Here is a 26,131-nt window from a genome sequence, read left to right as displayed (position 1 = left end):
CAAAATAAATAAATGGAGGAATTTCAATGCTGCACACAATTATTAAAGCAAATAGCTATCAAGATTCAATCGTCTTGATGTTATTAACCAACAAATTAAATACAATCGATGGCGTTCATAATGTTTCAGTTATGATGGGAACACCTGCAAATAAAGATATTTTTAAAACAGGTGGCTTATACACCGATGAATTAGAAAAGGCATCGTCTAATGATATGGTGATCGTTTTAGACATCGAAGACGACTCATTGATCGATCAAGTCCTAACTGAAATCGATGTATTTTTAGAAGAACAAACAAAAGGTGGCGGCGACACTACTGGTGAAGAAGTCGTAAAAACGTGGGATAAAGCCTTTGAGCTTGGCAAAGATGCTGGCGTAGTTGTTTTCTCTATACCTGGTACCCATGCAGCACTTGAGATTGAAAAAGCATTAGATGAAGGCAAGCATGTCTTTTGTTTTAGTGATAATGTCGCAATCGAAGATGAAAAACGTCTAAAAGAAAAAGCACATGATGCAGGTCTTTTATTAATGGGACCAGATTGCGGAACTGGGATTATCAATGGTATTCCTGTGGCATTCACAAATGCTGTTCGTAAAGGGAAAATCGGCGTTGTTGGTGCTTCTGGAACAGGTATTCAAGAAGTAACAACGATCATCCACAAATTAGGTGGCGGTGTGACGAATGCAATCGGTACTGGTGGACGTGACTTGAAAGCTGAAATTGGCGGAATCACTTTAAAAGACAGTATTATGACATTAGAGAAAGATCCTAACACAGAAGTGGTTGTCGTGATCTCTAAACCACCTGCACCAGAAGTTCGTGATGAAGTCCTAAATCTTTTAAGAAGCATCTCAAAACCTGCTGTAACGATTTTCCTAGGCGAAAAACCAACATCACATGAAGAAAATCTTTATCGTGCCTATACATTAGAAGAAGCGGCTCAAACGGCTATTCAATTATTGAATAAAGAAGCTGTTACAGCGGTGAAAGAAACATTATCTGTACCAGCACATTCTTTCAAACCAGAACAAAAATATGTTAAAGGCTTGTACTCTGGTGGAACACTTGCTTATGAAGCAGCAATGTTGATCAAAGAAGGTTTAGCTTTAACAGGTGACGATCATGCACCTGAAGGCTTTATCTTAAAAAATCAAGGCCATGAAATCATCGATTTAGGAGATGATGTTTATACACAAGGTAAACCTCATCCAATGATCGATCCATCAAAACGTAAAGAAATGTTAGAAGAAGCAGGAAAAGACCCTGAAACAGCAATCATTTTATTAGATGTTGTATTAGGCTACGGTTCTCATGCAAATATGGCACAAGAATTAGCACCAACTATCAAAGAAATCAAAGCAAATGCAAAAGCTGAAGGTAGAGAATTATTTGTGATCAGTACGATTGTGGGAACGGATGAAGATCCTCAAAACATTCATGAGCAAGAAACAATCATGAAAGAGGCTGGCGTTATTCTTTGTGACAGTAACGCACAAGCAGTGCGTTTAGCTTTAGCGATCCTAGATCATCCATTGACACAAACAGATAAAGCAATTGAAGCAACACCAGCAGTGAATCCAGTTACAATTGAGCCAACAGAAGCAATGTTAGCATTATTAACAAATCAAGGTTTTATCAACGTTGGTTTACGTAGTTTCTCTGAAGCAATCATCAATCATGGTGGTAAAGTGGTTCAATATGACTGGCAACCTGTTGCAGGCGGAAATATCACTTTGCAAAAAGCATTACAGTTCTTAAATAAAGTAGCATTAGCTAAATAAGGGAGAAAAAAATCAAATGGCATATAAAACAATCGATGAAGCAAACCAAGCGGTAGCAGCAAAAATCGTTGCTGGTTCTCCTTTCTTATTAGATGTAGTTCCAGCAAAATCAGTAATCCCAGAATTAAATGAAGGAAAAGTATTACTTCATGCAGGACCTCCAATCACTTACGATAAAATGGTTGATCCAATTCAAGGCGCCTGTGTGGGAGCAGCATTATTTGAAGAATGGTGTGAAACTGAAGAAGAAGCAAGAAAAATGCTAGAATCTGGCGAAGTAAAACTGATTCCATGTCATCATGTAAATGCTGTAGGACCAATGGGTGGAATCACATCAGCAAATATGGCTGTTTTAGTTGTTGAAAATAAAACAGATGGCAATCGTGCTTTCTGTACGATGAACGAAGGAATTGGTGCAGTATTACGTTTTGGTGCTTATTCTGATGAAGTAATCACTCGTTTGAGATGGATGAGAGACACATTGGCACCTGTTTTAAGTGCAGCATTAAAAACAAAAGAAGACGGCTTAAACATCAATGTGTTGGTTGCTAAAGCAATTGCTATGGGGGATGAATTCCACCAACGTAATATTGCAGCATCATTAGCTTTCTTGAAAGAAATGGCACCGATCATTGTTGGATTGACTGAAATCGATCAAACGAAACGTGAAGAAGTTGTACAATTCTTAGCGGATACAGATCAATTCTTCTTAAATATCATGATGGCTTCTGCGAAAGCTGTAATGGATGGGGCAAGACAAATTCAAGAAGGAACAATCGTAACTGCAATGTGTAGAAATGGATATGAGTTTGGTATCCGTATTGCTGGAATGGGTGACGAATGGTTCACAGGACCTGTTAACACACCGCAAGGGTTATATTTCTCTGGCTTTAGTGAAGCAGATGCAGCGCCAGATATGGGAGATAGTGCTATCACTGAAACATTTGGTGTCGGTGGTATGGCCATGATCGCAGCTCCAGCAGTTACTCGTTTTGTTGGTTCAGGTGGTTTCTATGATGCATTGAATACAAGTAATGAAATGACTGAAATTTGTATTGACACTAACCCTAACTTTCCAGTTCCAACTTGGGACTTTAAAGGAATTTGTCTCGGAATTGATGCGAGAAAAGTTGTAGAAACTGGAATTCTTCCAGTAATCAATACAGGGATCGCAAATAAAAAAGCTGGTCTAGGTCAAATTGGTGCCGGAACTGTAACACCACCAATCGACTGTTTTGAAAAAGCTGTCTTAGCTTATGCAAAAAAATTAGGTTTTACAGAATAAAAGGTGAAGATATTGTTTGTTAATGCTTGTTTTATTGATCAACTTCTTTTAATGGATAACTTTGAAGAACTAAAATGGCGGGTCCATAGTAAATATAAGAATAGCTTCAATATTCAAGATGAGAGGAAACAACAGTTAGTGGTCGTGACGACCACTAACTATCCTTTTATGCCGAATGGTATTTACTTACAAGCTAGTGATTTTTCACACGTGTTATCAACAATCGAAATTGGAGAACAAATTACTTGGGAGCAAAAATGTTTGCATTTTTCAAAAAATCATCTATTACTGACACATGGGAAACGGTATTCGTCAATAGCTGTGGTGGTCGGAAACTTAGAGGGAAAAAGTCAAGAAAGACTATTTTCATATTCAAATTCATTAGTAAAGGTAACGGGAAATCAACAGTCTTTAGCTCAGTTTTTAGAAGGAAAACACTCATTTAAAAATGCGCTTATTCAGCTCTGTTCTGAAAATCAGTCACAACAAAAATCAGGTCTTGATTTTCTTTTAGGTCGAGGAATGGGGCTAACCCCTTCTGGAGATGACATGATTGTTGGACATCTTGCTGCGAGACTGCTACTGGATAAACAAAGCTCAATATTAACGAACCTATTACTTACTGAACTGTTATCAGAACGTTCTGTTACAACAGATATCAGCAAGCATTATTTGTTATGCGCGTTAGCAGGACATTTTAGCGAACCAGTTCTTAAATTGATGGAAGCATTGACGACAAATAGCAGTGAAGAACATATTATAAAAGTAGTTAAATCACTTATTTCAGTAGGGCACACATCAGGTGTTGATTTACTGGCAGGCTTTTTAACAACAATTAAATTAATAAGCATTAAATGAAGGAGGATAATTATGGCAAATCGTGTCGTGATCGCATTGGGAGGCAATGCAATTTTAAAACCAAACCAAGAAGCAACACTTGAGGTGCAATTAGAGAATGTAAAAGCAAGTACAGAGCTTGTTGCAAAAGTAGAAGAATTAAACTATGAAATCGTTTTGACACATGGAAATGGTCCTCAAGTTGGGAATATTTTAAGACAAAACGAGGAAGCAAAAGATGTAGTTCCACCGTTTCCACTAGATGTTTGTAACGCTGAATCACAAGGTTTTATTGGATATATGTTAGAACAAAGTTTGAAAAACTCATTGGAAACAAAAGGGTTGACAAGTAATGTTATTACATTATTAACGCAAACAGAAGTTTCAGCTGATGATGAAGCATTCGATAATCCAAATAAGCCAATCGGAATTTTTTACTCAGAAGAAGAAGCGAAACAAATGGAACAAGAAAAAAATTGGGTGATGATGGAAGACGCTGGTCGCGGATATCGCCGTGTTGTTCCTTCTCCACAACCAAAAGCAATTCATGGTGTAGATGCCATTGTTAAGCTATTAAATCAAAATACGATTGTTATCGCTGGTGGTGGCGGAGGAATTCCTGTTGTTCGCAACCAAGATGGTTTGTTAAAAGGAATTGAAGCTGTTATTGATAAAGACCGCACAGGTAAAAAACTAGCGGAACAAATCGATGCAAATGTCTTCATGATGTTGACAGATGTAAGCAATGTTTATATTAATTATGGTAAAGAAAATCAAGAAAAACTAGAAACAATTTCTGTAAAACAAGCACAACAATATATGGATGCTGGTCATTTTGCTGACGGTAGTATGGGTCCAAAAATGGAAGCGGCAATTGGATTTGCAGCACAAGGCAAGACCGCTATTATTTGTTCTTTAGAAGAGGCTGACCAAGCGTTATTAGGTAGAGCAGGAACAAGAATTACAGGCTAAACGAATACAAATAGAAAAGGCACTTTTTTCCAAAAAGAAGCTGTGATTTGACTCTTGTGGTTAAATCACAGCTTCTTTTCTTTTACTTATTGATGCTGATTCGATCGCTCAGATAATTCTAAGGCTAAACGGAAATTCAAACTATTTGTTGGATCTTGGATATTTTTCCCCAGTAATTTGGCACAATGATCGATTCTGTATTTTATGGTATTGCGGTGTAGGTACATTGCTTTAGCCGTTTTTGAAATCTCACATTGGAAACTCAAATAACATTGTAAGGTTTTACGAAGTTCTATAAACGAGTCTTCCACAGGGTAAGCAAGCTCTTTTAACGTTGTTTCACAGAAATAATGAATATCTTCAAGGCTCATCTTTTCAAATAGACTTTTCATTCCTTTAGGATGGTATCGATGAATTAAAGGACTATCTGTCATTGTGAGCATCTCTTCATAGGCCGTTTTGGCTTCGATAAATGAATTAGCAATTTGTTCAGTAGTTTCATATAAATTTCCTAAAGCAAAAGTTAACGTAATTGGAAGTTTTTTAGATAATTCTAAGGATAATTCAGTTAAAATTTTATCTAAATCATTTACTCTACTTTGGATTAAAATGGCTAAGTGATCCGTATTTTTTACTTTAAAAATACTAATATCTTTGATTCGAAGTGGCAAAGTCTCATGTAGCCATTGGAAAGCAACGTCGCTTTCTTCTTGTTGATATTTGATTTTCGTTGCAGTGGTGGTTGTTTGACTGCAAACAGCATAAACAACTTGATATTGTGTACTTTTCTTTAAGCCATAATTTGCTCCTAGATCAAGCCAATCGCGTTTAGTTTGATGAGGCGTTTGTTGATATTCAACTAGTTGAGCTAAAAAATCACTTTTGAGAAAATCTAATGACTCTTGAACCTTTTGATTTTTATACAACATGAATGACAGGACTAAACAGGCTTGTTCTACAGCGAATTCAGACATTGGATAAGGCACTTGTTCAGGATTTAAAACCAATAAATAATGTGGGAAATAGCTATTTACTGTAACTGAAAACCCTGCAATTTGCAAAGGAGTTTGATTTAAATCTTTGATCACAAATGAAGCGTGGCTGTCTTCGGTCCAAGTCTTATATTTACTGACGAGTTGCTCAACATAATACTCTGCTGGTTTTGAAGTTTGGGTAAAATGTTTTGAGTGCGCAATCACTTTACGATAAGGACTTACTAAAATAACTGGCGTATTGATCATTTTACCAAAATCAGCGGTAAAACGTGCAATGCTCACATCATGAATTAATAAATCTGAAAAACGTTTTTGAATGTCTAGAGCATAGCTTAATTGCTCAGTTTTAGTATCCCATAAGTAATTTAATAGCTGATGCAACAAAGCACCTAAAGGTTGGGTACTTGGTACTTGAATAACCGGAAAATCAATTTTATTAGCATAAGCCACTACTTCAGGATCAATTGCTTCGATAAAACGTCCAACTTTAATACCGATTCCAGCAGCTTCTTGTTCCTTTAAAGAATCAATCAAGGTAATTAGTTCTTTTTGATTCTCTTTGTATACCATGGCAGTCGTCAAAAGAAAAATCTTTTTTGGAATAAAATCTGCCACATCAGGAGTTTCAGAAATTTCAATACTTTCAACAACTGTGTTGGCTTTTGTAGGATGCGTTAATAATTTTAGATCGGAAAATCTTGGTATTTTTAATAAATCTTCTAAAGTAGTCAATGGATTTCCTCCTATTATTAAATGTGGAACAAATTGGTTATACCTGTAGAAATTAGGAAGTTAGCATTAATACGAACGTTATTTTACTGCTAATTTAGCCATTTTCATAAGGATTGATTTGTACAGCTAGATAAAAATAAAAGCAAAGCGGGTTCGTTCAGCTTTGGCAGAAAAATAGGAAATTTCACAAGCATAGTTTCTCATTTTCTGATAAGCTATAGAGTATATAGTAAAAATGCAGACATGTGATAAATTTTTGATGAGGAAGTATCAACTCATAATATTATTGTATTTCCTAGCATATCTCTATTTTAAATGATAGCGCATGCAGATTCAAGAATGGTTTGTACATAATAACCGAAAATTCATTTTTTTTATTCAAAAGTGACAATGACTTTTTTGGATATAAAGGTAGGATGAAATTAAAACGGAAAAGAGGAATAGTTATGTTTTCAGAAATATCAGTACCAAGCAGAACAATCATGACACCAGGGCCAGTTGAGGCTCATCCGGTCGCATTAAGAGCAATGTCAGCTTCTATTTTAGGTCAATTTGATCCAGCTTTTTTACAAATTATGGATGAAGTGAAGGAAATGATCAAAATTCCTTTCGGCACAAAAAATGAGCAAGCATTTGCAATTGATGGAACATCACGTTCTGGTTTAGAAGCTGCTTTAATCGCATTGATCGAACCAGGAGATAAAGTGCTGATTCCGGTATATGGCCGTTTTGCATATCTTTTAGGAGAAATCTGTGAGCGAGCACAAGCCGAGATTCATTATCTTGAAAAAGAATGGGACTCACCATTTGAACAAGAAACAGTAATTGAAGAGATCAAAAAATTTCAACCGAAAATTGTTGCTATGGTTCATGGTGAAACAGCCAATGGACAAATGCAGTCAATGGAAAAAATTGGTCAACACTGTAAAGAAAATGATATTTTCTTTGTTGTAGACATGGTTGCAACATATGGTGGCGTGCCCCTTGAAGTAGATGCCTGGGGAGTCGATATCGCAATTGCGGGAACACAAAAATGTGTGAGCGTCCCTTCTGGTTTATCGTTGATCACTTATAACGACCGAGTAGAAAAGGTTCTTACTAGCCGCTACCAAAAAGAATTAGGGTTAAGTAAGGATATTCGCAATGAAAATCATATTAGCAGTAATTATCTTGATTTAAGCCAGTTACAGCGTTATTGGAGCGAAGAGCGAATCAATCATCATACGGAAGCGACAAGCATGATCTACGGACTGCATGAAGGCCTTAGAATGATGATCAAAGAAGGGATGGATAATGTCTACGCGCGCCATGCGCAAAATGACCAAGCAATTGTTGCTGGTATAAAAGCGATGGGTTTAGGTTTTTATGGTGATTTGACGACTAAAATGCCAACAGTTACACCGATCATGATTCCTGAAGGAATCGATGGTGAAAAAGTTCGTGCGCTTATGCTAGATGAATTTTGTGTGGAAATTGCTTCTTCCTTTGGGGCTTTGCAAGGAAAAGTTTGGCGTATTGGAAATATGGGGTATAGTAGCAGAAAATCTAATGTTCTTCATGTATTATCTGCTTTAGAAGGTGCTCTTAACTATTACGGGGCAGATATCAATAAAGGCGAAGCGGTAAAAGCAGCATTATCAATCTACAAAAAATAAATTAAACTAGTTTGTGTGAAAGAGCAAGTGATTGTTCGTTTTGCACAAACTTTTTAACAAGTTTGTGAAAAATAATGATGCATGAAAGTTTGCTACCGCTTACAATTAAAAGGAATAAGGAAGTTATTTATTAGATGTTCGAAATAAAAATTGCACAAACATTTTTAGTATCGCGCATTTAAAAGATAACATATGGAGGAAAAGACATGGATGCAAAAAGTAAGAATTCAGGAATGGATTATTGGAAAAAAATTGTTATTTTGTTATGTGCAGGTTGGGTAACGATCTGGGTATATCGTTCAGCTTTATCACCTGCATATCCGCAAATCAATGAGTCACTTGGCGGAAATATCACGGATACAGCGTTAGGCTTTATTTCTACTTGTTACTTCTTTGGATATGTAGCAATGCAGATTCCAGCAGGTTTCTTAGTAGATAAAATCGGGAAGAAAAAAGTATTGATTCCAGGTTTTATCGTTTTCGGAGTAGCTGCTTTATTAATTTCTCAAGCAACAAATATTCAAATGATTTATGTTGGTAGTGTTTTAGCAGGTTTAGGTTGTGGATCTTTCTACGGATCAGCATATTCACTAACTTCTCAAAATATTCCACGTGAAAAAAGAAGTTTCTCTACTGCAATTGTAAACAGCGGATCAGCTGTTGGTTCTGGTTTAGGTTTGATTTTATCTAGTTTTTTAGTTGTTCAATTAAAATTCCCATGGCAAACAATGATGTATATTTCTGTAGCATTGATTGTTGTGATGCTAGTGGCATTTGTTGCAATTATTCGTAATAATAAAGAAGATGCTGAATTCTTAGCACAATCTGAAGCGGCAGAGGCAGCTGAAGCCGCAGCAGCTGCACCAGAAGCTCCTGTTGCTGAAAAAGAACATGTTTCAATCAAAAAATTATTCTCACCAAAAATGCTATTTGCTTATATTTTATATTTTGCTACTTGTTACGCGTATTATATGACAGTTACTTGGTTACCAAACTTCTTGGGAACTGAACGTGGATTTGAAGGAGCAGCAATCGGATTTTCTGCGTCTCTTGTAGCGTTTGCTTCAATTCCAGGTGCGTTATTCTTCAGCCGTCTAGCTGATAAATTCATGCATAAAAAAGTACAGTTTATTGTTATCTTAGAATTTTTAGCAGCAGCAATGTTATTATTGACTGTGCAAGCAACAAACTCAACGCTATTATTGATTGGCTTGATTTTATATGGTTTCCTAGGAAAACTAGCTGTAGAGCCGATCATTATTTCATGGCTTGGAGAAAATGCACCCAAAGTTGGGATTGGTACAACACTTGGCGTATTTAACTTTTTCGGAATGATGTCTTCAGTTATTGCACCTACATTGACAGGTTCAATCTCTGATGCGACTGGTTCAAAAGAAATGGGCTTTTATATTTCAGTTATTCTACTAGTAGTTGGAACGGCTTTATTCTTATTAGCAAACTTGAATAAAAAGAAAGCAAGTGCTGAATAAGTACATGTGATTATAATAGTGATGTGTTTAGCTTCTGAAACTAAATATAGTTGATAGAAATTAAACACATCATATTTTTTTAGTCAAAAAGAATACATAAAAATAAGATATTATTTGGAATCTTAGTGTGTGTAAGCGCTTAAAAAGGAGGCGAAATAATGGAAAACCAAGATTACCAAATCACGGAAGAAGAACTTCAAAGGTATCGAGAGCGTGGCTATAATGAAGATCTGCTTCCAAAACCATTGTCTAAAAGGATGATGGGAAAAATGAACTATTTTACGCTTTGGATGGGTTCAGTGCATAATATTCCTAATTATACAGCCGTAGGGGGATTTTTATTTCTAGGACTTTCACCAATCAATATTATGTTGGCTTTGGTGATAAGTGCATTGGCAGTTGCTTTGTTTATGACCTTTAATGGTCGAGCGGGATCAAAATATGGCATTCCTTTTGCGATTCATTTACGTTCAACTTATGGCGATATAGGTGCAAAATTGCCAGGATTTCTTAGGGGATGTGTTGCTGCGATTGCTTGGTTTGGATTGCAGAATTACACAGGTTCATTGGCATTATTGATTTTACTTGGTAAGATTTGGCCAGGTTTTCTAACTCTTGGCGGAGATACGATGATCTTAGGAATTTCTATTCCAGGATTGATCGCCTTTACGATTTTCTGGGCGGTGAATATGTTGATTGGGTTCGGCGGTGGAAAGATTCTGAACAAGTTCACAGCTATTCTAAGTCCATTGATTTATATTGTGTTTGGTGGTATGGCTATTTGGGCCATTGGAGCAGCAGGTGGCTTGGGACCTATTTTATCATATGACGTTGCGGGAGCAGCACATAATATTTCACCTGTATTTGTCTATTTTATGATCATTAATTCAGTTTTAGCCGTTTGGGCGGCACCGGGAGCAAGTGTGTCTGATTTTACTCAAAATGCAAAATCAACGAAAGATCAGACTATTGGTCAAACAGCTAGCTTTTTAGTTGGTTACGGCATATTTGCCTTTTCGAGTGTAGTGATTTTAATCGGTGGTTCTATTCGTTACGGAATCCAAGAATGGAATATTTTAAACATTGTGGATCGTTGGGATAATTCATTTGCTATTATTGTTGCAATGCTAGTATTCTTATTAACAACAGTTTCTACAAATGCAACGGGGAATATCATTCCAGCTGCTTATCAGCTGTGTGCATTATTTCCTAAGAAAATCGATTATAAAAAAGGTGTTTTACTTGCTAGTGTTATCAGCTTTCTGATTATGCCGTGGAAATTAATGGAAAATGCAGATAGTATTTTTATTTTCTTGAATACGATCGGTGCGGTCTTGGGACCTGTTGCAGGAACAATGATTGCTAATTACTATTTTGTACAGAAACAAAAGATCGACTTGAATCAGTTGTATATGGATCAAAAAGCTGACAATAGTCAGAATATCTATAAAGGATTGAATAAACCTGCGTATGCTGCTACTGTTGTGGCATTAGTTATTTGTTTAAGTGGTAATTTTATTCCTGCTTTAAAAGTGATTTCTGATATTTCTTGGATTTCTGGTTTTGTATCTGCGTTTGTTTTATATTTAGTATTAAGAAAATTTTTTGATAAAAACTAATAAACTTTTTGGGCTATCTCATTCGGTTTATAAATTTAGGAGGAACGTATATGACACATGATTTAGTAATCAAAAATGGTTTAGTTATTCTGGATTCGGGAGAAGTTAAGACGGATGTTGCCGTAAAAGATGGGTTGATCGTAGCTATCGGGAATGATCTTGGCGATGCGGATAAAGTCATTGATGCAGAAGGTTTAATTGTTAGCCCTGGTATGGTGGATGCACATGTACACATTACTGATCCAGGAGGCGGTTATCGAGATCAATGGGAAGGTTATATCACTGGAACAGCTTCTTGTGCTAAAGGTGGTGTCACATCCTTTATGGAGATGCCTTTAAACCAAGTGCCGGCAACGGTCGATGGTGAATCGTTAGAAATAAAATATACTGCTGGAAAAGGCAAATTGAAATCAGATGTTGGATCATTTGGTGGTTTAGTGCCGTTTAATCTTACAGGTGGTATTCAAGAGTTAAATGATGGCGGAGTTGCAGCGTATAAATGTTTTATGGCAACTTGTGGAGATCGTAGCATTGATGGGGATTTCATGAATGTCGATGATTATTCTCTTTACGAAGGAATGAAACAAGTTGCTAAAACTGGGAAGGTTCTAGCAATTCATGCAGAAAATGCTGCGATTACAGATAAGTTGGGCGAGATTGCCTATAAAAATGGAGAAACAACGTTGAAAGCATACGTTGCCAGTCGTCCAGTCTTCACTGAAGTTGAACCTATTCGCAGAGCGATTTTATTTGCTAAAGAAACGGGCTGTCGTATCCATATTTGCCATATTGCCTGTCCAGAAGGTGTAGAAGAAGTAACAAAGGCAAGAAGGTCTGGTGTTGATGTAACGTGTGAAACTTGTACTCATTATCTTTACTTTGAAACAGATGAATTAGACGCAATCGGTCCAGTGGTAAAATGTTCACCGCCGATTCGTGATAAAGAAAATCAAAATGGTATGTGGGAAAAAGTGTTATCAGGAGAAATCGATTTTGTAACATCTGACCATTCACCATGTACACCTGATTTAAAAGATAAAGACAATGCATTTGAAGCATGGGGCGGAATCTCTGGGGTTCAAAATAATGTCGATGTTCTTTTTGACGAAGGGGTTCAAAAAAGAGGGATGTCATTGAAACAATTTGCAGATATTATTGCCGCCAATCCTGCTGATCGTTATGACCTGGATCAAAAAGGGCGAATCAGTATTGGGAAAGATGCTGACTTTGTTTTGATTAAACCGAATGCACCCTATACGTTAAAAGCTGAAGATTTAGAATATCGTAATAAAATCAGCCCTTATATTGGTCGTGAAATCGGTGCTCAGGTTGTACAAACTGTTTTAAGAGGTCATGTTATCTATACAAAAGAAGACGGAGTTTCAACTGACTTTGTTGGTGCCTTTATCAAGAAGTAACTAAGTTAATAGAGTAAGAAGGAGATCAGACATGAAAATATTCATTTTTATTGTCTGATCCTTTTTATTTTAGTGGCAAAAAATGGAGAAGCCATTTATTAAGTGAGTTTGCCTGATAAAGGAGAGCGTGGATTATGAATGAAAAAAAAAGACTGAATGGCCAGATGCCATATTGGAAACAGATTATTTATATATTAACGATTGGTTGGATCGTTATTTGGATCTATCGAACAATTTTAACACCTATTTATCCAATCATTAGTGATTATTTTGGCGGTGCGACTGATGCAGAGCTTGGTCATATTTCAAGCTTTTATTTTTTAGGGTATGTCTGCATGCAAATTCCTTCTGGCGTGCTAGTGGATAAATTAGGAAAAAAACAAATTCTGATTCCGGGCTTTTTATTATTTGGTCTGGGTGCATTGGTTGTTGGATTAGCGCAAAATATTGGTATTGTTTTTGTTGGAAGTGTTTTAGCCGGACTAGGTTGTGGGACTTATTATGGTGTGGCTTACTCGCTGACCGCTGAATATGTACCGGTTTCTAAAAGAAGTTTATCGACAGCTATTGTTAATAGCGGCACAGCAATCGGAAGTGGCTTAGGCTTGATTTCTTCAAGCTATCTAGTTGGAACAGGTGTATTACCTTGGCAAGCCTTGATTTTTGCGACGATCGTGTTGATTTTACTAGCTGTGACTATGTTTTTGTATTTTATTCGGTTGGAAAAACCAAACAAGGCAATTAATACAAAATCAGAAAAGAAAAAAACAATGTCGATCAGAGCACTTTTTAAACCTCGAATGGTTTCTGCGTATATTTTATATTTTTCAACATTGTACACATATTACTTAATCGATACTTGGTTGCCTAATTTTTTAGAAACTGAAAAAGGTTTTTCTGGAACTTCAGTTGGCTTAGCTTCTTCTTTGGTATTTTTCACAGCAATTCCAGGTGCGCTTATTTTTAGTCGAATTGCTGATCGTATTCCAATGAAAAAAGTTCAAATGATCATCTTACTTGAACTACTAGCCGCCAGTGTGCTATTTATAACCGTGACTACAACGAGTCAAACAATTTTAGTGATCGGTATTATGGCGTATGGTTTTTTTGGAAAGTTAGCTGTTGAGCCAATCATTATTTCTTGGTTAGGGGAGTCAGCACCGAGGGGCAGCATTGCAACAATGTATGGTGTGTTTAATTTCTTTGGAATGTCTGCATCTGTCATTGTTCCGTCATTAACTGGGAAAATTTCTGATATCACTGGTTCAAAACTCTATGCATTTTATTTAGCAATTCTAATTATAGGAATCGGAACTTTTTTGTTTTACTTGATTAATCGTTTTGTTAGGGATACAAATGAAAACACGTATTGAAAACGCGTAATAAAAGACACCTTGCTTCTTTCAGTTTTTTCTAAATCGAAAGAAGCAAGGTGTTTTTTTTGCTGTTTAAACTCAACTTGACGATTCTAGAAGTATATTAGATGAACTCTGTCTTTATTTTCGTTATACTTATCTAAAGGAACGAGGTGGGGCAAATGGAAAAAACTGAGAAAATATATATGGTAGTCGCTCGGGCTGACTTTTCTTTAGAAGAGTTAAAAAAGGATGTTTTTGATTGGTTAAGCTTTTTACGCATTGTGACCATACCTGAAAGCTATCGTTTTGGTGATGAAAAAGCGCAGCCGTTTAATTTACAAGCAATTACTCATCAGATTCAACAACTGACAGAAGAAGAAAATTTATGGATCAAGGTGAACAGTCAAGGCGGAGAATTTCAGCTTCATATTTCTAAGTTAAAACTTCATGAACGGACGATTCTAGATGGTACTATTTTTCTAGACAATCAAACGATGATCGAAGACTATTGCGACACCCGAATGATTAAAAATGGCATATATGGCTATCTTAGACCGTTAGATGAATATTTGTATAATAATGTTGAACTTATTGAAAAAAGAACCTTTGAGACAGATAGTGAAATCGCTATGCTTCCCAAACGATATAATGATAAAAAAACTGTAATCGTTGATTGCAATCAGCTAGCGGGCTATGACATTTATTTTAAAGGTTTGTGTTTGACTTCGTGTTGGAAAATGTACTATTCAAGTTTATACTGTCAAATTATTCCTAAACCTATTTTTTTAGAAGTGCAACAAGTTCAATCTGTAGAGGAAATGGATAATCAAGTAATCAAAGTAACATTATTTCAAAATCCTTTTAATTGGGATTTACCTATTAATCAAAAATATCAGCGTTTGTTCCGAGATCAAATGGGCTATGATCAACTAGCTTGGAATAATGGCACGGGGGTTTTACGTCCGCCATATATAGAGTACGCTTTTGTTGAAGACGTTACACAAACTGTTCAATATCAAAACAGCTACTACCAACCAGTTGAAAAAAAAGATGCCACGTATTTTGTCACAAGAAGTTACGACAAGCTTCATCAAAAATATGTAGTAAATCGCACAAAAGGAATATTGAATGCACAAGCTTATTTTCCGTGGATCGATGAAAAAAGCCGTAAAATGATGAATTATCGTGTAGTAGATCCAAAAATGGCGATAGATGACGGACTTTCAGCGTATGAATTTTATATTCGGCAGTTTTTAGAGATTGATGTCTTTGATCAAAAATATGATGAATTTGTCTCTGTGTTACGTTTTTACTTACCTAAAGAAGCAATTAAGCAAATTCCTTTAGATGCATTATGGGATAAGTTATTTGATGTGAATATTAGTAATCTAAAGCAAAAAGAAGCGTCTACACGCTTTGATTTGAAAAAGGCTAAAAATCATTTACGTGTTGTATTTTTGGATTCAAGTTATTTAGAGACAATCAATCAAACGCTCGATGTGAGTGAGTAGATTTATAGGGGCTGGGATATTTATCCCAGCCCCTATAACTATATTAATTTAGCGATTCGGTCTCCATTAATAACCATCTTAGCACCAGTGACAAAACTAGCTTCGTCACAAGCTAGATAAATAACGCTGTTAGCAATATCTTCTGGCTTACCTAGATAAGGAAAATGGATAGATTTTTTATAAGCAGGTCTGGTATTTGGAAAAGTAGTTTCAATCATCGGAGTTTCAATAATACCTGGACAAATTGAATTTACTCGAATATTGTCTTTCGCATATTCAAATGCAGCATCAAGTGAAATTGATCGAATAACATCTTTAGCTGCCACATAAGGATTGCTATCTGGTAAGCCTACTAGACCCTCCATAGATGAAATATTAATGATGGATCCACCGCCATTTTTTATCATAAAAGGAATCACTTCGTTTAGACTATATACGAGACTGTTTACATCGACTCCTTGAATTTTTTTCCAATCTTCAGTCGATAGATCTAAAATCATTTTTGGAGAGGAAATCCCAGCGTTATTAACTAAGACGTCAATTTTTCCATAGTTATTTATTGTATCAAAAACTACTTTTTGCCAACTGCTGACAGAGCTTATATCGTGTTGAAGAGCAAAGGCTAAACCACCAACTTGTCTTATAGCTGAGACAACAGGTGTGAGTTTATCTAAGTGTTTACCTGTACAAACAATAATTGCCCCTTCTTTGGCAGCTAATTTAGCAGTTACAGTACCGATGCTGCTATCAGCTTCCGTAATCAACATTACTTTATCTAATAATCTATTCATATAAAAAAACCGCTATAATGAAAAAATCATTATAGTTATCCTTTCTGATTATTCTAAAAAAGATGATTGTGACCTTGAAAAAATTTAACCTGTAAAGAATGCGTATTACCTATATATAAGTTTAATATAGAACATTTTTTAAAGCTAATGATATAGACCGAAAATGTGAAACTTTTATTCGATCAAAAAACTGCATAAAAATAGAGTGGAAAATCCACTCTATTTTTTATGCAGTTTTTTGGGAGACAGTACAGTTTTTTTTATGTTTCTTTTATGAAAAATTATTGAGTAACCGGTTTTTTCACAATACCCAAAATCACGGCAGAAACAATTGCACCAATTGCAATAAATAATAGATACAAAATTGGATGGCTTAATAATAAAGCTACGAAGATACCACCGTGAGGAGCTAATAGACGAATGCCGAAACCACCAACTAAACCGCCAGCTAATGCTGAACCAACGACAAAACTTGGAATAACGCGTAATGGATCTGCTGCAGCAAAAGGAATCGCGCCTTCAGTAACAAAGGATAAGCCCATTACTAAGTTTGTCAAACCAGCATCCTTTTGGTCTTTCGTAAATTTATTTTTAAAGATCAATGTTGCGATAAAAATAGCTAATGGAGGAACCATACCGCCGGCCATAACGGAAGCCATGATAATACTACCACCTTCTGTAACTGTCGCAGCAATCGAAGCTGTTCCGAATACATAGGCAGCTTTATTGATTGGACCACCTAAATCAATAGCCATCATACCACCAAGTAAAGCACCTAAAAGAGCAGCGTTTGTTCCGTCTAAACTCAATAAGAAATTATTTAAACCATCATTGATGACTTTCATCGGAACATTGACTAAAAGCATCAAACCACCAGTAATCAGTAGACCAAAAACGGGATAAAATAAAATCGTTTTGATACCATCAAGTGATTTAGGCAAGCCTTTGAAGAGCTTTTTCAAGAAAAGAATGACATATCCGGCTAAGAAACCGCCGACTAAAGCACCTAGGAAGCCAGCACCACCTGTATTCGCTAATGCACCCGCAGCAAAACCTACGATTAGTCCTGGTCGATCAGCAATACTTGAAGCAATAAATCCAGCTAGAACAGGTAACATAAAGCCAAATGCAGCAGCACCAATTTGATTGAACCAAGAAGCTGCTTCGTTGTAGTTACCAAGCATACTTAATTGATCTTGAGGAACGCCGATAAATTGGTCGATCATAAATGAAAGAGCAATCGCGATCCCGCCACCGATAACGAATGGAAGCATATGTGAAACACCGTTCATCAGATCCTTGTAGATTCTTGAACCAACTGAACCATCAGCTGATCCGTCTTCTTCACTTGTATCTGATTCAGAACTATGGAAGGTCGGAGCTGTACCGCTAGTTGCTAGAGTAATTAATTCTTCAGTTTTTCGAATACCATCACTCACTGGGCGGTTAACTAATTCTTTTCCGTCAAAACGATTCATTTCAACTTTTTTATCAGCTGCAACGATTACACCATCAGCACGTGCAATATCTTCTGCGGTTAGACGATTTTTGATTCCTTCAGAACCATTTGTTTCAACTTTGATGTCAACGCCCATTTCTTTGGCTTTTTTCTTTAAAGCATCCTCTGCCATATAGGTATGAGCGATTCCTGTTGGACAAGCTGTAACAGCAACGACGAATTTACGAGTTGAATCTTGAGTGTTTTTAGCTGCTTCTTCCAAGTGTTCTTGTTTCTCTTGTTCTTCTTTGGCTTCTTCAGCAGATTGGAATAAATTTTGAACTGCTTCAGGAGTTTTTGTTTCTTTTAATTTCGCAACAAAATCTGGATCGATCAATAAGCGAGACAGGGCAGCCAAAGCTTGTAAGTGAGTATCGTTGGCGCCTTCTGGAGCTGCAATCATAAAGAATAGATAAGTTGGCTGTCCATCTAATGCTTCGTAATCAACTCCCTTGTTACTTTTAGCAAATAGAACAGTGGCTTCTTTAACGGCACTATTTTTAGCATGGGGCATCGCAATTCCGTCACCAAGACCGGTTGATGTTTGTGCTTCACGAGCTAAAATTCCTTCTTTATAGGTTTCAATATCAGAAATTCTACCGCCATCGTACATTTTTTTGACCATTTCATCGATGGCACCTTTTTTATCGGTCGCTTGTAGATCCATGATCATAACGTCTTTGACTAATAAGTCTTTGATGTTCATTTTTATTCCTCCTAAGTATATAAGTAACAACGTTCTGTTTCACGTCACCTTTTATTTCTTAACATCAGTTCATTTCATTCACTGTGTTTCAAAGCAAAAGTAAAATGAGATCGTGAAGCTAAATAATGTAAAGTCACTTGATTTTTTCGATTTCCACTTCTGAAATCAATTCATTGATAAATGCAGCAGATGCCAAGTCATCTGAAAAAGCTGTAGCACTGCCACAGGCAACGCCCCATTTAAAAGCATCAATAGGATCATTAGTTTTAGAAAAAGTCCCTACAAATCCTGCAATCATCGAATCTCCTGCACCAACAGAATTTTTCAACGGTCGTTTTAACACATTTGATCGATAGATACCGTCTTTGGTGAATAAGAAAGCGCCGTCGCTCGCCATTGAAATGATGACATGTTGTGCACCATCTTCTAACAGACGTTCTCCAAATGGCAAGATATCCTCCATAGTTTTAAATTCTACGTGAAACAATTCAGCCAGTTCATGGTTGTTTGGCTTGATAAGTAAAGGCTTTTGCGGTAGAGCATTTAATAAATCTTTACCTGTGGTATCAATGACAAATTCAGCATTTTTATCTTTGATAATTTGAATCAACTCTTCATAATAACCTTCACGAAGTGTTGCAGGTGTACTTCCTGATAAAACAACAATATCACCAGCTGAAATCATGCTTAAAGCTTGTTTCAAGTCTTGCATCTCTTCGTTGCTGATAGCAGGTCCCAAACCGTTGATTTCAGTTTCGGATTCAGATTTTAGTTTGATATTGATTCGAGTATCTTCTTGAACTGTTGTAAATTTCGTTTGGATATGTTCTTTTTTCAGCCAGTCAGAAATGAAATTCCCAGTAAAACCGCCTAGAAAACCAAGAGCTGTCGATTCAGCTTGGATTCTTTTTAAGATTCTGGAAACGTTGATACCTTTACCGCCAGGTAGCTTAAAGTCGTTGGTCATACGATTTAAGTCGCCTAATTTAAGACCTTCTACATGAACGATATAGTCAATTGAAGGATTTAATGTCACTGTGTAGATCATTGTATTGCCTCCTTGATCGTTGTTTTTTTCTGAAATTGTTCAAGTAACTCTGGAGAACATTGATTGGTGAGGATAATGACATCATCAAGCTCGGTTACTTTTGTGAATGTTACTTTATTAAGTTTGGTTTGGTCGATCAAAACATATGCTTCATCAGTTTGAGCAATAGCTAAACGTTTTAAAGCTGCTTCCTCAGGATCAGGAGTGGTTAAACCAAACTCAAGATGGGCGCCATTCATCCCCATAAAGACTTTATTGAAGCGAAAATGACTAAGTTGTTCCATGCCAGTTGCACCAATAATCGCTTTTGTGGATAGTTTTAATGATCCTCCAAGAATAATGGTATTGATATTTAAATCGCCAAGTTTAGCTGCGTGATGGACTGAGTTAGTCACAACTGTGATATTTTTTCCTGTTAAAAATGGTAGCATTTCTAAAGTAGTTGAGCCTGCATCTAAATAAATAACATCGCCATCATGAACGAATTGAGCAGCTAATGAAGCAATTAATTGCTTTTGTTGCGTGTTTTTGACTGATTTTTCTGTCATATTTTGTTCAAAGCCTAAATTTAAAATTCGCTTTGCACCGCCATGAACTCGTTCTAATAATTCTGCATCTTCTAGTTCTTGTAAATCCCTACGTATAGTTGACTCAGAAGCATTTAAAAGAGTAGATAATTCTTGTGATTTCACGACTGACTGTTGATCTAATAAACGTAAAATTGCTTGATGTCTTTCTTCTGTAAGCATTTTCACACCTCTTTTCAATGATTATAATAGCACATCTAATTTCTCGATGCAATCAATATCGGTCAAAAACGATCAAAAAAGTTTTAAAACGTTCAAAGTGTTGAGAGAGAACTTAAAATTCTATCATTTGACAAAGAGGTTTGTTGTTTGGCTTAATGAAGTTAGGATAAATCGGAGGGATACGTATGCATAATCGTACAATATTGCAAGGATTTGAATGGTATTTGCCAGCTGACGGCAAGCATTGGCAACGTCTGACTGAATTAGCAGAAGAATTGCATAAAAAAGGAATCAATGGGGTGTGGCTTCCCCCTGCATACAAAGGTGCAAATGGTCTAGATGATGTGGGGTATGCACCTTATGATTTATACGATTTAGGTGAGTTTGATCAAAAAGGAACAGTCCCAACTAAGTACGGTACTATAGAAGAGTATTTAAAGTGTATCAAAGCATTGAAAGCACATGGAATGGAAGTTTATGGTGACATTGTGTTTGATCATTTTATGGGAGCTGATGAGGAAGAGACGGTTTCAGCTGTGAAATATCGTCAGGATAATCGGAATGAAGCACTCAGCGGGGAAGAAGAAATTTCGGCATGGACGAAGTTCAATTTTCCGGGAAGAAATGGGAAATACAATGACTATATCTGGACTTGGAAGAATTTTTCTGGTGTTGATTTTGACGACCGTAGACAAGATCATGGGATTTTCAACTTTGAGGGAAAAGGTTGGGATGAAGAAGTTGATAATGAAAATGGCAATTACGATTATTTGATGGGCTGTAATTTGGATATGGAGTATCCAGAAACCGTTGCTCAATTAAATAAGTGGGGTCATTGGTATCAAAAACTTACGGATGTTGACGGGTATCGTTTAGATGCAGTAAAACATATTCAGTTCAATTATTTTGTCGATTGGTTATTAAATAGAAGAAAAGAAAAAGGTAAGGAGTTATTTGTAGTTGGTGAATACTGGAATGGTGAGCTGAAGAAATTAACAAATTATATCGATAGTTCTGGAACGCTGATTTCTTTATTTGACGTTCCTTTACATTACCATTTTTATGAGGCTGCAAACTCGGATGGTCGCTATGATATGCGGAATATTTTTGAAGATACACTGGCTAAAGAGCGTTCAGAATGGGCAGTAACGTTTGTTGATAATCATGATACTCAAAAAGGACAAAGTTTGGAGTCGTGGGTCGCAGGATGGTTTAAAGTTCATGCCTATGCTTTGATTTTATTGCGTAAAGCTGGGACTCCTGTTGTCTTTTGGGGTGATTTATTTGGCATTCCTTCTCAAGGTGTGGATGCTGTTGGAAAGGATCTAGAGTTATTATTGAAGATTCGTGAACGTTTAGCGTATGGTAGTGAAATGGATTATTTTGACGATCAAAATGTGATTGGCTGGATCAGAACTGGGACTTTTGATCATGAAAAGTCAGGATATGCAGTTATCATGACAAATGCTCAAGCAGGTGCAAAAACAATGACGATCAGTGCCATACATGCAGGAAAAGTATTTGTTGATATTTTAGGAAATAACAATGCGAAAGTAATACTGGATGAAACAGGTGGCGGAACATTTCCAGTTAATGGCGGAGAAATCTCTGTTTATGTAAATGAAGAAATTGTAGAAAAATTGAGTAAAGGAATTGATGGTTTGACATTGTAAAGAGAATAGTGATGAGAAGTACTTGCTATTTTTACATAGGTACATGTAAATTAGAGCGTGACTTCTATTGAAAGAATAATTATACTAAGTGTAGGAAGTTATTGGTATAAATTTGGTGCGAACCTTAAGTGCACATGAAATTACTAGGATATCCGCACCAGAATTCAACTGAAAATAGGTGTTAAATCGGATTTTTTCTCATTGTATTCACATTTTTAGATGAAGTCAATGCGAGAAAGTAATAAATATGTAAGTTGTTTGTTACTTTTTCACAGTCTCACTCTTTATTGAGTGAGTGGATTGAAATGCCCTCCTCAGCGTTTAAGTAATATACAAATTTTGTCTCACTCTTTATTGAGTGAGTGGATTGAAATTCTCAAGGAAATGCAATCTATAAGAGATTCATTGTCTCACTCTTTATTGAGTGAGTGGATTGAAATAGGAAAAAGAAAAAAGTATCGATCAGCTACAAAGTCTCACTCTTTATTGAGTGAGTGGATTGAAATTCAAGGTCTAAACAGCTTGTTCAACTTTTTTTATGTCTCACTCTTTATTGAGTGAGTGGATTGAAATGCTAAGTTTTCAGCCAGTTTATCTACACTGATTCCGTCTCACTCTTTATTGAGTGAGTGGATTGAAATATTTATCCAAACAGACGAACTAAGAGAACTTTACGAGTCTCACTCTTTATTGAGTGAGTGGATTGAAATTAAAAAAGTCTTTTAACCCGTCAAACTCAGAAAGTCTCACTCTTTATTGAGTGAGTGGATTGAAATAGTTACTATCGCTGAAGAGTTAAGAACAAAGATGGGTCTCACTCTTTATTGAGTGAGTGGATTGAAATCACTCTAACGCAGCAAAACTTTTTCTTGACTGCATGTCTCACTCTTTATTGAGTGAGTGGATTGAAATTGCTCTGATCTCTTGGATAACAGATTGACCCATTTGTCTCACTCTTTATTGAGTGAGTGGATTGAAATAATTGCGTTAATGGTTTGTTTTGATATCACATAGTCTCACTCTTTATTGAGTGAGTGGATTGAAATTCTACCGATACTCAAAAAAGCAATATACATCCAAGTCTCACTCTTTATTGAGTGAGTGGATTGAAATCCCTTAAAATGGACGTGATATAAGCACGTTCTTCCGTCTCACTCTTTATTGAGTGAGTGGATTGAAATATTTATCTACAATCACCTGTGATAAGTATTCGTAGTCTCACTCTTTATTGAGTGAGTGGATTGAAATTTCCTTCCATCTTTACAGGCGTTGCGAGATGGAGAGTCTCACTCTTTATTGAGTGAGTGGATTGAAATTTGCAAGTCGTCTGTCTCTGCGTCGGCATCCAAATCGTCTCACTCTTTATTGAGTGAGTGGATTGAAATCATTTATATCTAGTAAACTGCCAAAGTTTCGACATGGTCTCACTCTTTATTGAGTGAGTGGATGGAAATGCCTGCGCTGGTTAGTGTCCCTGTTTTTGTTAGTGGTCTCACTCTTTTATTTGAGTGAGTTTTTTTATTTCCCCCTTAATTCCAAAAAAACAATAAGTAAAGTTGAGTTGTCACTATAATTATCATCCTTTAAAAAGAAAATATTGTTCCAAGAATTCCATCATTATTAAAGAATTTTCCTGCTATATTTGGTATAATGTATAAGATTGAAAAAAGAGAGAGGACGTTGATGATGGCACAAGAAAACGCCTTGATCCAAGGTATGAATCCGAGACAAAAAGAAGCCGTTCTACATACTGAAGGGCCTTTATTAGTTATGGCGGGAGCAGGTAGCGGAAAGACTAGAGTTCTAACGCACCGTATTGCTTATTTAATTGAAGAAAAAGATGTTAACCCATGGAATATTCTAGCGATCACATTTACCAATAAAGCCGCAAAAGAAATGAGAGAGCGGGTTGGGAAACTATTAGAAGTTGGTGGAAATGATGTTTGGGTTTCGACATTTCACTCAATGTGTGTGCGGATTTTACGTCGTGACGTCGATCATATCGGCTACAATCGTAATTTTACGATCATTGATACTTCTGAACAGCGAACGTTGATGAAGCGGATTTTAAATGAATTAAACGTCGATATAAAGAAATACGATCCTCGCTCGATTCTTGGCACAATCAGTAATGCTAAAAATGAGTTGCAGACGCCAGCAAAAGTTGAGGAATTACAAGGCACACCCTATGAAGAAATTGTCGCAAAGTGCTATAAGATGTACCAAAAAGAATTGAGAAACAATCAGTGTATGGACTTTGATGACTTGATTATGAATACGATTCGTTTATTTAATGAACATCCTGATTCATTGACATATTATCAAAATAAATTCCATTATATCCATGTAGATGAGTACCAAGATACCAACCATGCTCAGTATACTTTAGTTAATATGTTAGCAGCACGCTTCAAAAATTTATGTGTCGTGGGTGATGCTGACCAAAGTATTTATGGCTGGCGTGGCGCAGATATGCAGAATATCTTAGATTTTGAAAAAGATTATCCTGATGCCTCTGTGATCATGTTAGAACAAAATTATCGTTCTACCAAAAAAATTCTAGATGCAGCCAATAATGTAATCAAAAACAATAGCAATCGTCGAGACAAACAATTATGGACAGAAAATACTGACGGAGAAAAAATCGTTTATTACCGTGGCGATAACGAACGGGATGAAACGCAGTTTATCGTTGGGCAAATCCAAAAAGAAATGCGTGAAAAAGATCGTATCTATGGTGATTTTGCGGTTTTATATCGGACGAATGCTCAATCTCGTGTAATGGAGGAAATGCTGCTTAAATCAAATATCCCTTATACGATGGTCGGTGGGCATAAATTCTACGATCGTAAAGAAATCAAAGATATTTTAGGCTATTTGAATATCATTTCTAATCCAATGGACTCACTTAGTTTCGAACGAGTAGTCAATGAACCAAAACGAGGTATTGGTAAAAGCTCTGTTGAGAAATTAAGAAGTTTTTCTCAGATGCACGGTTGGTCGTTACTCGAAGCATCACAAAATGTGGATCTAGCAAATATTTCAGGTAAGGCTGGTAAAGAGTTAGGTAGCTTTGGGATGATGATTCAAGATTTGACACAGATGATTCCTTATTTAACAATCACCGAATTGGTGAAAGAAGTTTTGGATCGCAGTGGCTACCGTGAAGAATTAGTCAGACAAAATAATTTAGAATCTCAAGCGCGCTTAGAAAACTTGGATGAATTTTTAACGGTTACACAAGAATTTGATAAACGTTATGAACGTCAAAGTGAAGAAGAGGCAGATGCACCAGATGAAAAATTAGCCGTTTTCCTAAATGATCTAGCGCTTGTTTCAGACCTAGATAATTTAGAAGAAAGTACGTCTCAAGTGACACTAATGACATTACATGCGGCTAAAGGACTTGAATTTCCAGTTGTCTTTTTGATTGGAATGGAAGAAGGAGTCTTCCCACTATCTCGTGCGATGTTAGAAGAAAGTGAATTAGAAGAAGAACGCCGTTTAGCTTATGTAGGAATTACTCGAGCAGAAGAAATTTTATTTATCACAAATGCTTTTTCCAGAACTTTATACGGAAGAACGCAATACAATCGTCCAAGTCGTTTCTTAGATGAAATCGATGAAGAATTATTAGATTTACAAGGTTCGATTGCAGCACCAAAAGCACCTTCCAGAACCTTTGAACCAAAAGTATTTAAACCTGCTTATGCGCAGCCAACCAAACAGCCAGTGACGGATAAAGTTGCTAGTGGTGGGGAATCAATGGCTTGGCAGGCAGGAGATAAAGTCAGACATAAAGCGTGGGGAACAGGTACAGTTGTGCGAGTTGGCGGTACTGCTAAAGACTTAGAACTAGACGTTGCGTTCCCAGAAAAAGGGATCAAGCGTTTATTAGCAGCATTTGCTCCGATTGAAAAAATATAAGGGTAGTAAAAAGCACCACCCTCATATTTTTCTATTTTCCTGTCAGGACTGCATGTGCTCTTTCAGCTTTTAAGTTTATCTAG

General features: G+C 36.4%; 17 protein-coding genes and 1 CRISPR repeat array. Of the genes, 12 read left to right on the top strand and 5 right to left on the bottom strand.

Translation table 11 applies throughout. The features are described from left to right. The first annotated feature begins 26 nt into the window (after nucleotides 1–26). Genes fdrA through arcC form a run of 4 tightly spaced genes read left to right on the top strand, consistent with a single transcriptional unit; the run spans nucleotide 27 to nucleotide 4,878 of the window. A complete protein-coding gene (gene fdrA / locus I583_RS09935) occupies nucleotides 27–1,784 on the top strand; it encodes an acyl-CoA synthetase FdrA (protein ID WP_010760615.1) in 1,758 nt (585 codons plus the stop codon). 16 nt (nucleotides 1,785–1,800) lie between these two features. After that, complete coding sequence (locus tag I583_RS09930; RefSeq protein WP_010760616.1) at nucleotides 1,801–3,069, top strand: YlbE family protein; 1,269 nt, start codon at nucleotides 1,801–1,803, stop codon at nucleotides 3,067–3,069. A 3-nt stretch (nucleotides 3,070–3,072) separates the two neighbouring features. Further along, a complete protein-coding gene (locus tag I583_RS09925) occupies nucleotides 3,073–3,927 on the top strand; it encodes an oxamate carbamoyltransferase subunit AllH family protein (RefSeq protein WP_244264868.1) in 855 nt (284 codons plus the stop codon). Nucleotides 3,928–3,939: 12 nt separating this feature from the next. Continuing rightward, nucleotides 3,940–4,878: a carbamate kinase gene (arcC, locus tag I583_RS09920; protein WP_010760618.1), complete on the top strand. Its 939-nt coding sequence runs from the start codon at nucleotides 3,940–3,942 to the stop codon at nucleotides 4,876–4,878. Nucleotides 4,879–4,964: 86 nt separating this feature from the next. Here arcC and I583_RS09915 read toward each other — a convergent pair whose 3' ends face one another. Beyond that, nucleotides 4,965–6,605, bottom strand: a complete 1,641-nt coding sequence (locus tag I583_RS09915; protein WP_010760619.1) for a PucR family transcriptional regulator — start codon at nucleotides 6,603–6,605, stop codon at nucleotides 4,965–4,967. A gap of 446 nt (nucleotides 6,606–7,051) precedes the next feature. On the opposite strand from I583_RS09915, the gene I583_RS09910 reads away from it, so the two are divergent. The 6 genes from I583_RS09910 (at nucleotide 7,052) to I583_RS09885 (ending at nucleotide 15,656) form a co-directional block, all read left to right on the top strand. Next, entirely contained in the window at nucleotides 7,052–8,260 is a 1,209-nt protein-coding gene (locus I583_RS09910) for a pyridoxal-phosphate-dependent aminotransferase family protein (protein WP_010760620.1), read from the top strand. Between the two features lie 206 nt (nucleotides 8,261–8,466). Beyond that, nucleotides 8,467–9,750, top strand: coding sequence for an MFS transporter (locus tag I583_RS09905; protein ID WP_010760621.1), 1,284 nt, complete (start codon nucleotides 8,467–8,469; stop codon nucleotides 9,748–9,750). Between the two features lie 158 nt (nucleotides 9,751–9,908). Further along, on the top strand, nucleotides 9,909–11,369 hold the full coding sequence (allW, locus tag I583_RS09900) for an allantoin permease (protein ID WP_010760622.1): 1,461 nt from the start codon (nucleotides 9,909–9,911) through the stop codon (nucleotides 11,367–11,369). Between the two features lie 50 nt (nucleotides 11,370–11,419). Beyond that, nucleotides 11,420–12,787, top strand: coding sequence for an allantoinase AllB (gene allB, locus I583_RS09895; protein WP_010760623.1), 1,368 nt, complete (start codon nucleotides 11,420–11,422; stop codon nucleotides 12,785–12,787). Between the two features lie 134 nt (nucleotides 12,788–12,921). Further along, the gene (locus tag I583_RS09890) at nucleotides 12,922–14,160 is read left to right on the top strand and encodes an MFS transporter (protein ID WP_010760624.1); all 1,239 of its coding nucleotides are present in this window, start codon (nucleotides 12,922–12,924) and stop codon (nucleotides 14,158–14,160) included. A gap of 164 nt (nucleotides 14,161–14,324) precedes the next feature. Then, nucleotides 14,325–15,656: a hypothetical protein gene (locus tag I583_RS09885; protein WP_010760625.1), complete on the top strand. Its 1,332-nt coding sequence runs from the start codon at nucleotides 14,325–14,327 to the stop codon at nucleotides 15,654–15,656. 38 nt (nucleotides 15,657–15,694) lie between these two features. Here the strand turns inward: I583_RS09885 and I583_RS09880 are convergent, their stop codons facing one another. The 4 genes from I583_RS09880 to I583_RS09865 all read right to left on the bottom strand — a co-directional run bounded on the left by I583_RS09880 (nucleotide 15,695) and on the right by I583_RS09865 (nucleotide 20,448). Next, nucleotides 15,695–16,447 (bottom strand): SDR family NAD(P)-dependent oxidoreductase, encoded by a 753-nt coding sequence (locus tag I583_RS09880; protein ID WP_010760626.1) that lies wholly within the window; start codon nucleotides 16,445–16,447, stop codon nucleotides 15,695–15,697. A gap of 281 nt (nucleotides 16,448–16,728) precedes the next feature. Beyond that, entirely contained in the window at nucleotides 16,729–18,651 is a 1,923-nt protein-coding gene (locus tag I583_RS09875) for a PTS fructose transporter subunit IIABC (protein WP_010760627.1), read from the bottom strand. Nucleotides 18,652–18,784: 133 nt separating this feature from the next. After that, nucleotides 18,785–19,699, bottom strand: a complete 915-nt coding sequence (gene pfkB, locus I583_RS09870) for a 1-phosphofructokinase (protein ID WP_010760628.1) — start codon at nucleotides 19,697–19,699, stop codon at nucleotides 18,785–18,787. Further along, the gene (locus I583_RS09865) at nucleotides 19,696–20,448 is read right to left on the bottom strand and encodes a DeoR/GlpR family DNA-binding transcription regulator (RefSeq protein ID WP_010760629.1); all 753 of its coding nucleotides are present in this window, start codon (nucleotides 20,446–20,448) and stop codon (nucleotides 19,696–19,698) included. The genes pfkB and I583_RS09865 overlap by 4 nt, the downstream gene beginning before the upstream one ends. Before the next feature lie 185 nt (nucleotides 20,449–20,633). On the opposite strand from I583_RS09865, the gene I583_RS09860 reads away from it, so the two are divergent. Together I583_RS09860 and pcrA are read left to right on the top strand one after the other, a co-directional pair. After that, nucleotides 20,634–22,121, top strand: coding sequence for an alpha-amylase (locus I583_RS09860; protein WP_010760630.1), 1,488 nt, complete (start codon nucleotides 20,634–20,636; stop codon nucleotides 22,119–22,121). A 274-nt stretch (nucleotides 22,122–22,395) separates the two neighbouring features. After that, nucleotides 22,396–23,575: direct repeats of the CRISPR family, unit length 33 nt; unit sequence GTCTCACTCTTTATTGAGTGAGTGGATTGAAAT. 232 nt (nucleotides 23,576–23,807) lie between these two features. Continuing rightward, nucleotides 23,808–26,048, top strand: coding sequence for a DNA helicase PcrA (pcrA, locus tag I583_RS09855; RefSeq protein ID WP_034683298.1), 2,241 nt, complete (start codon nucleotides 23,808–23,810; stop codon nucleotides 26,046–26,048). Nucleotides 26,049–26,131: the final 83 nt, after the last annotated feature.

This window comes from Enterococcus haemoperoxidus ATCC BAA-382, from assembly GCF_000407165.1.
Lineage (GTDB): Bacteria > Bacillota > Bacilli > Lactobacillales > Enterococcaceae > Enterococcus_L > Enterococcus_L haemoperoxidus.
Note: the sequence above shows the minus strand (reverse complement) of the source record. Positions and strands in the feature narration are given on the sequence as shown.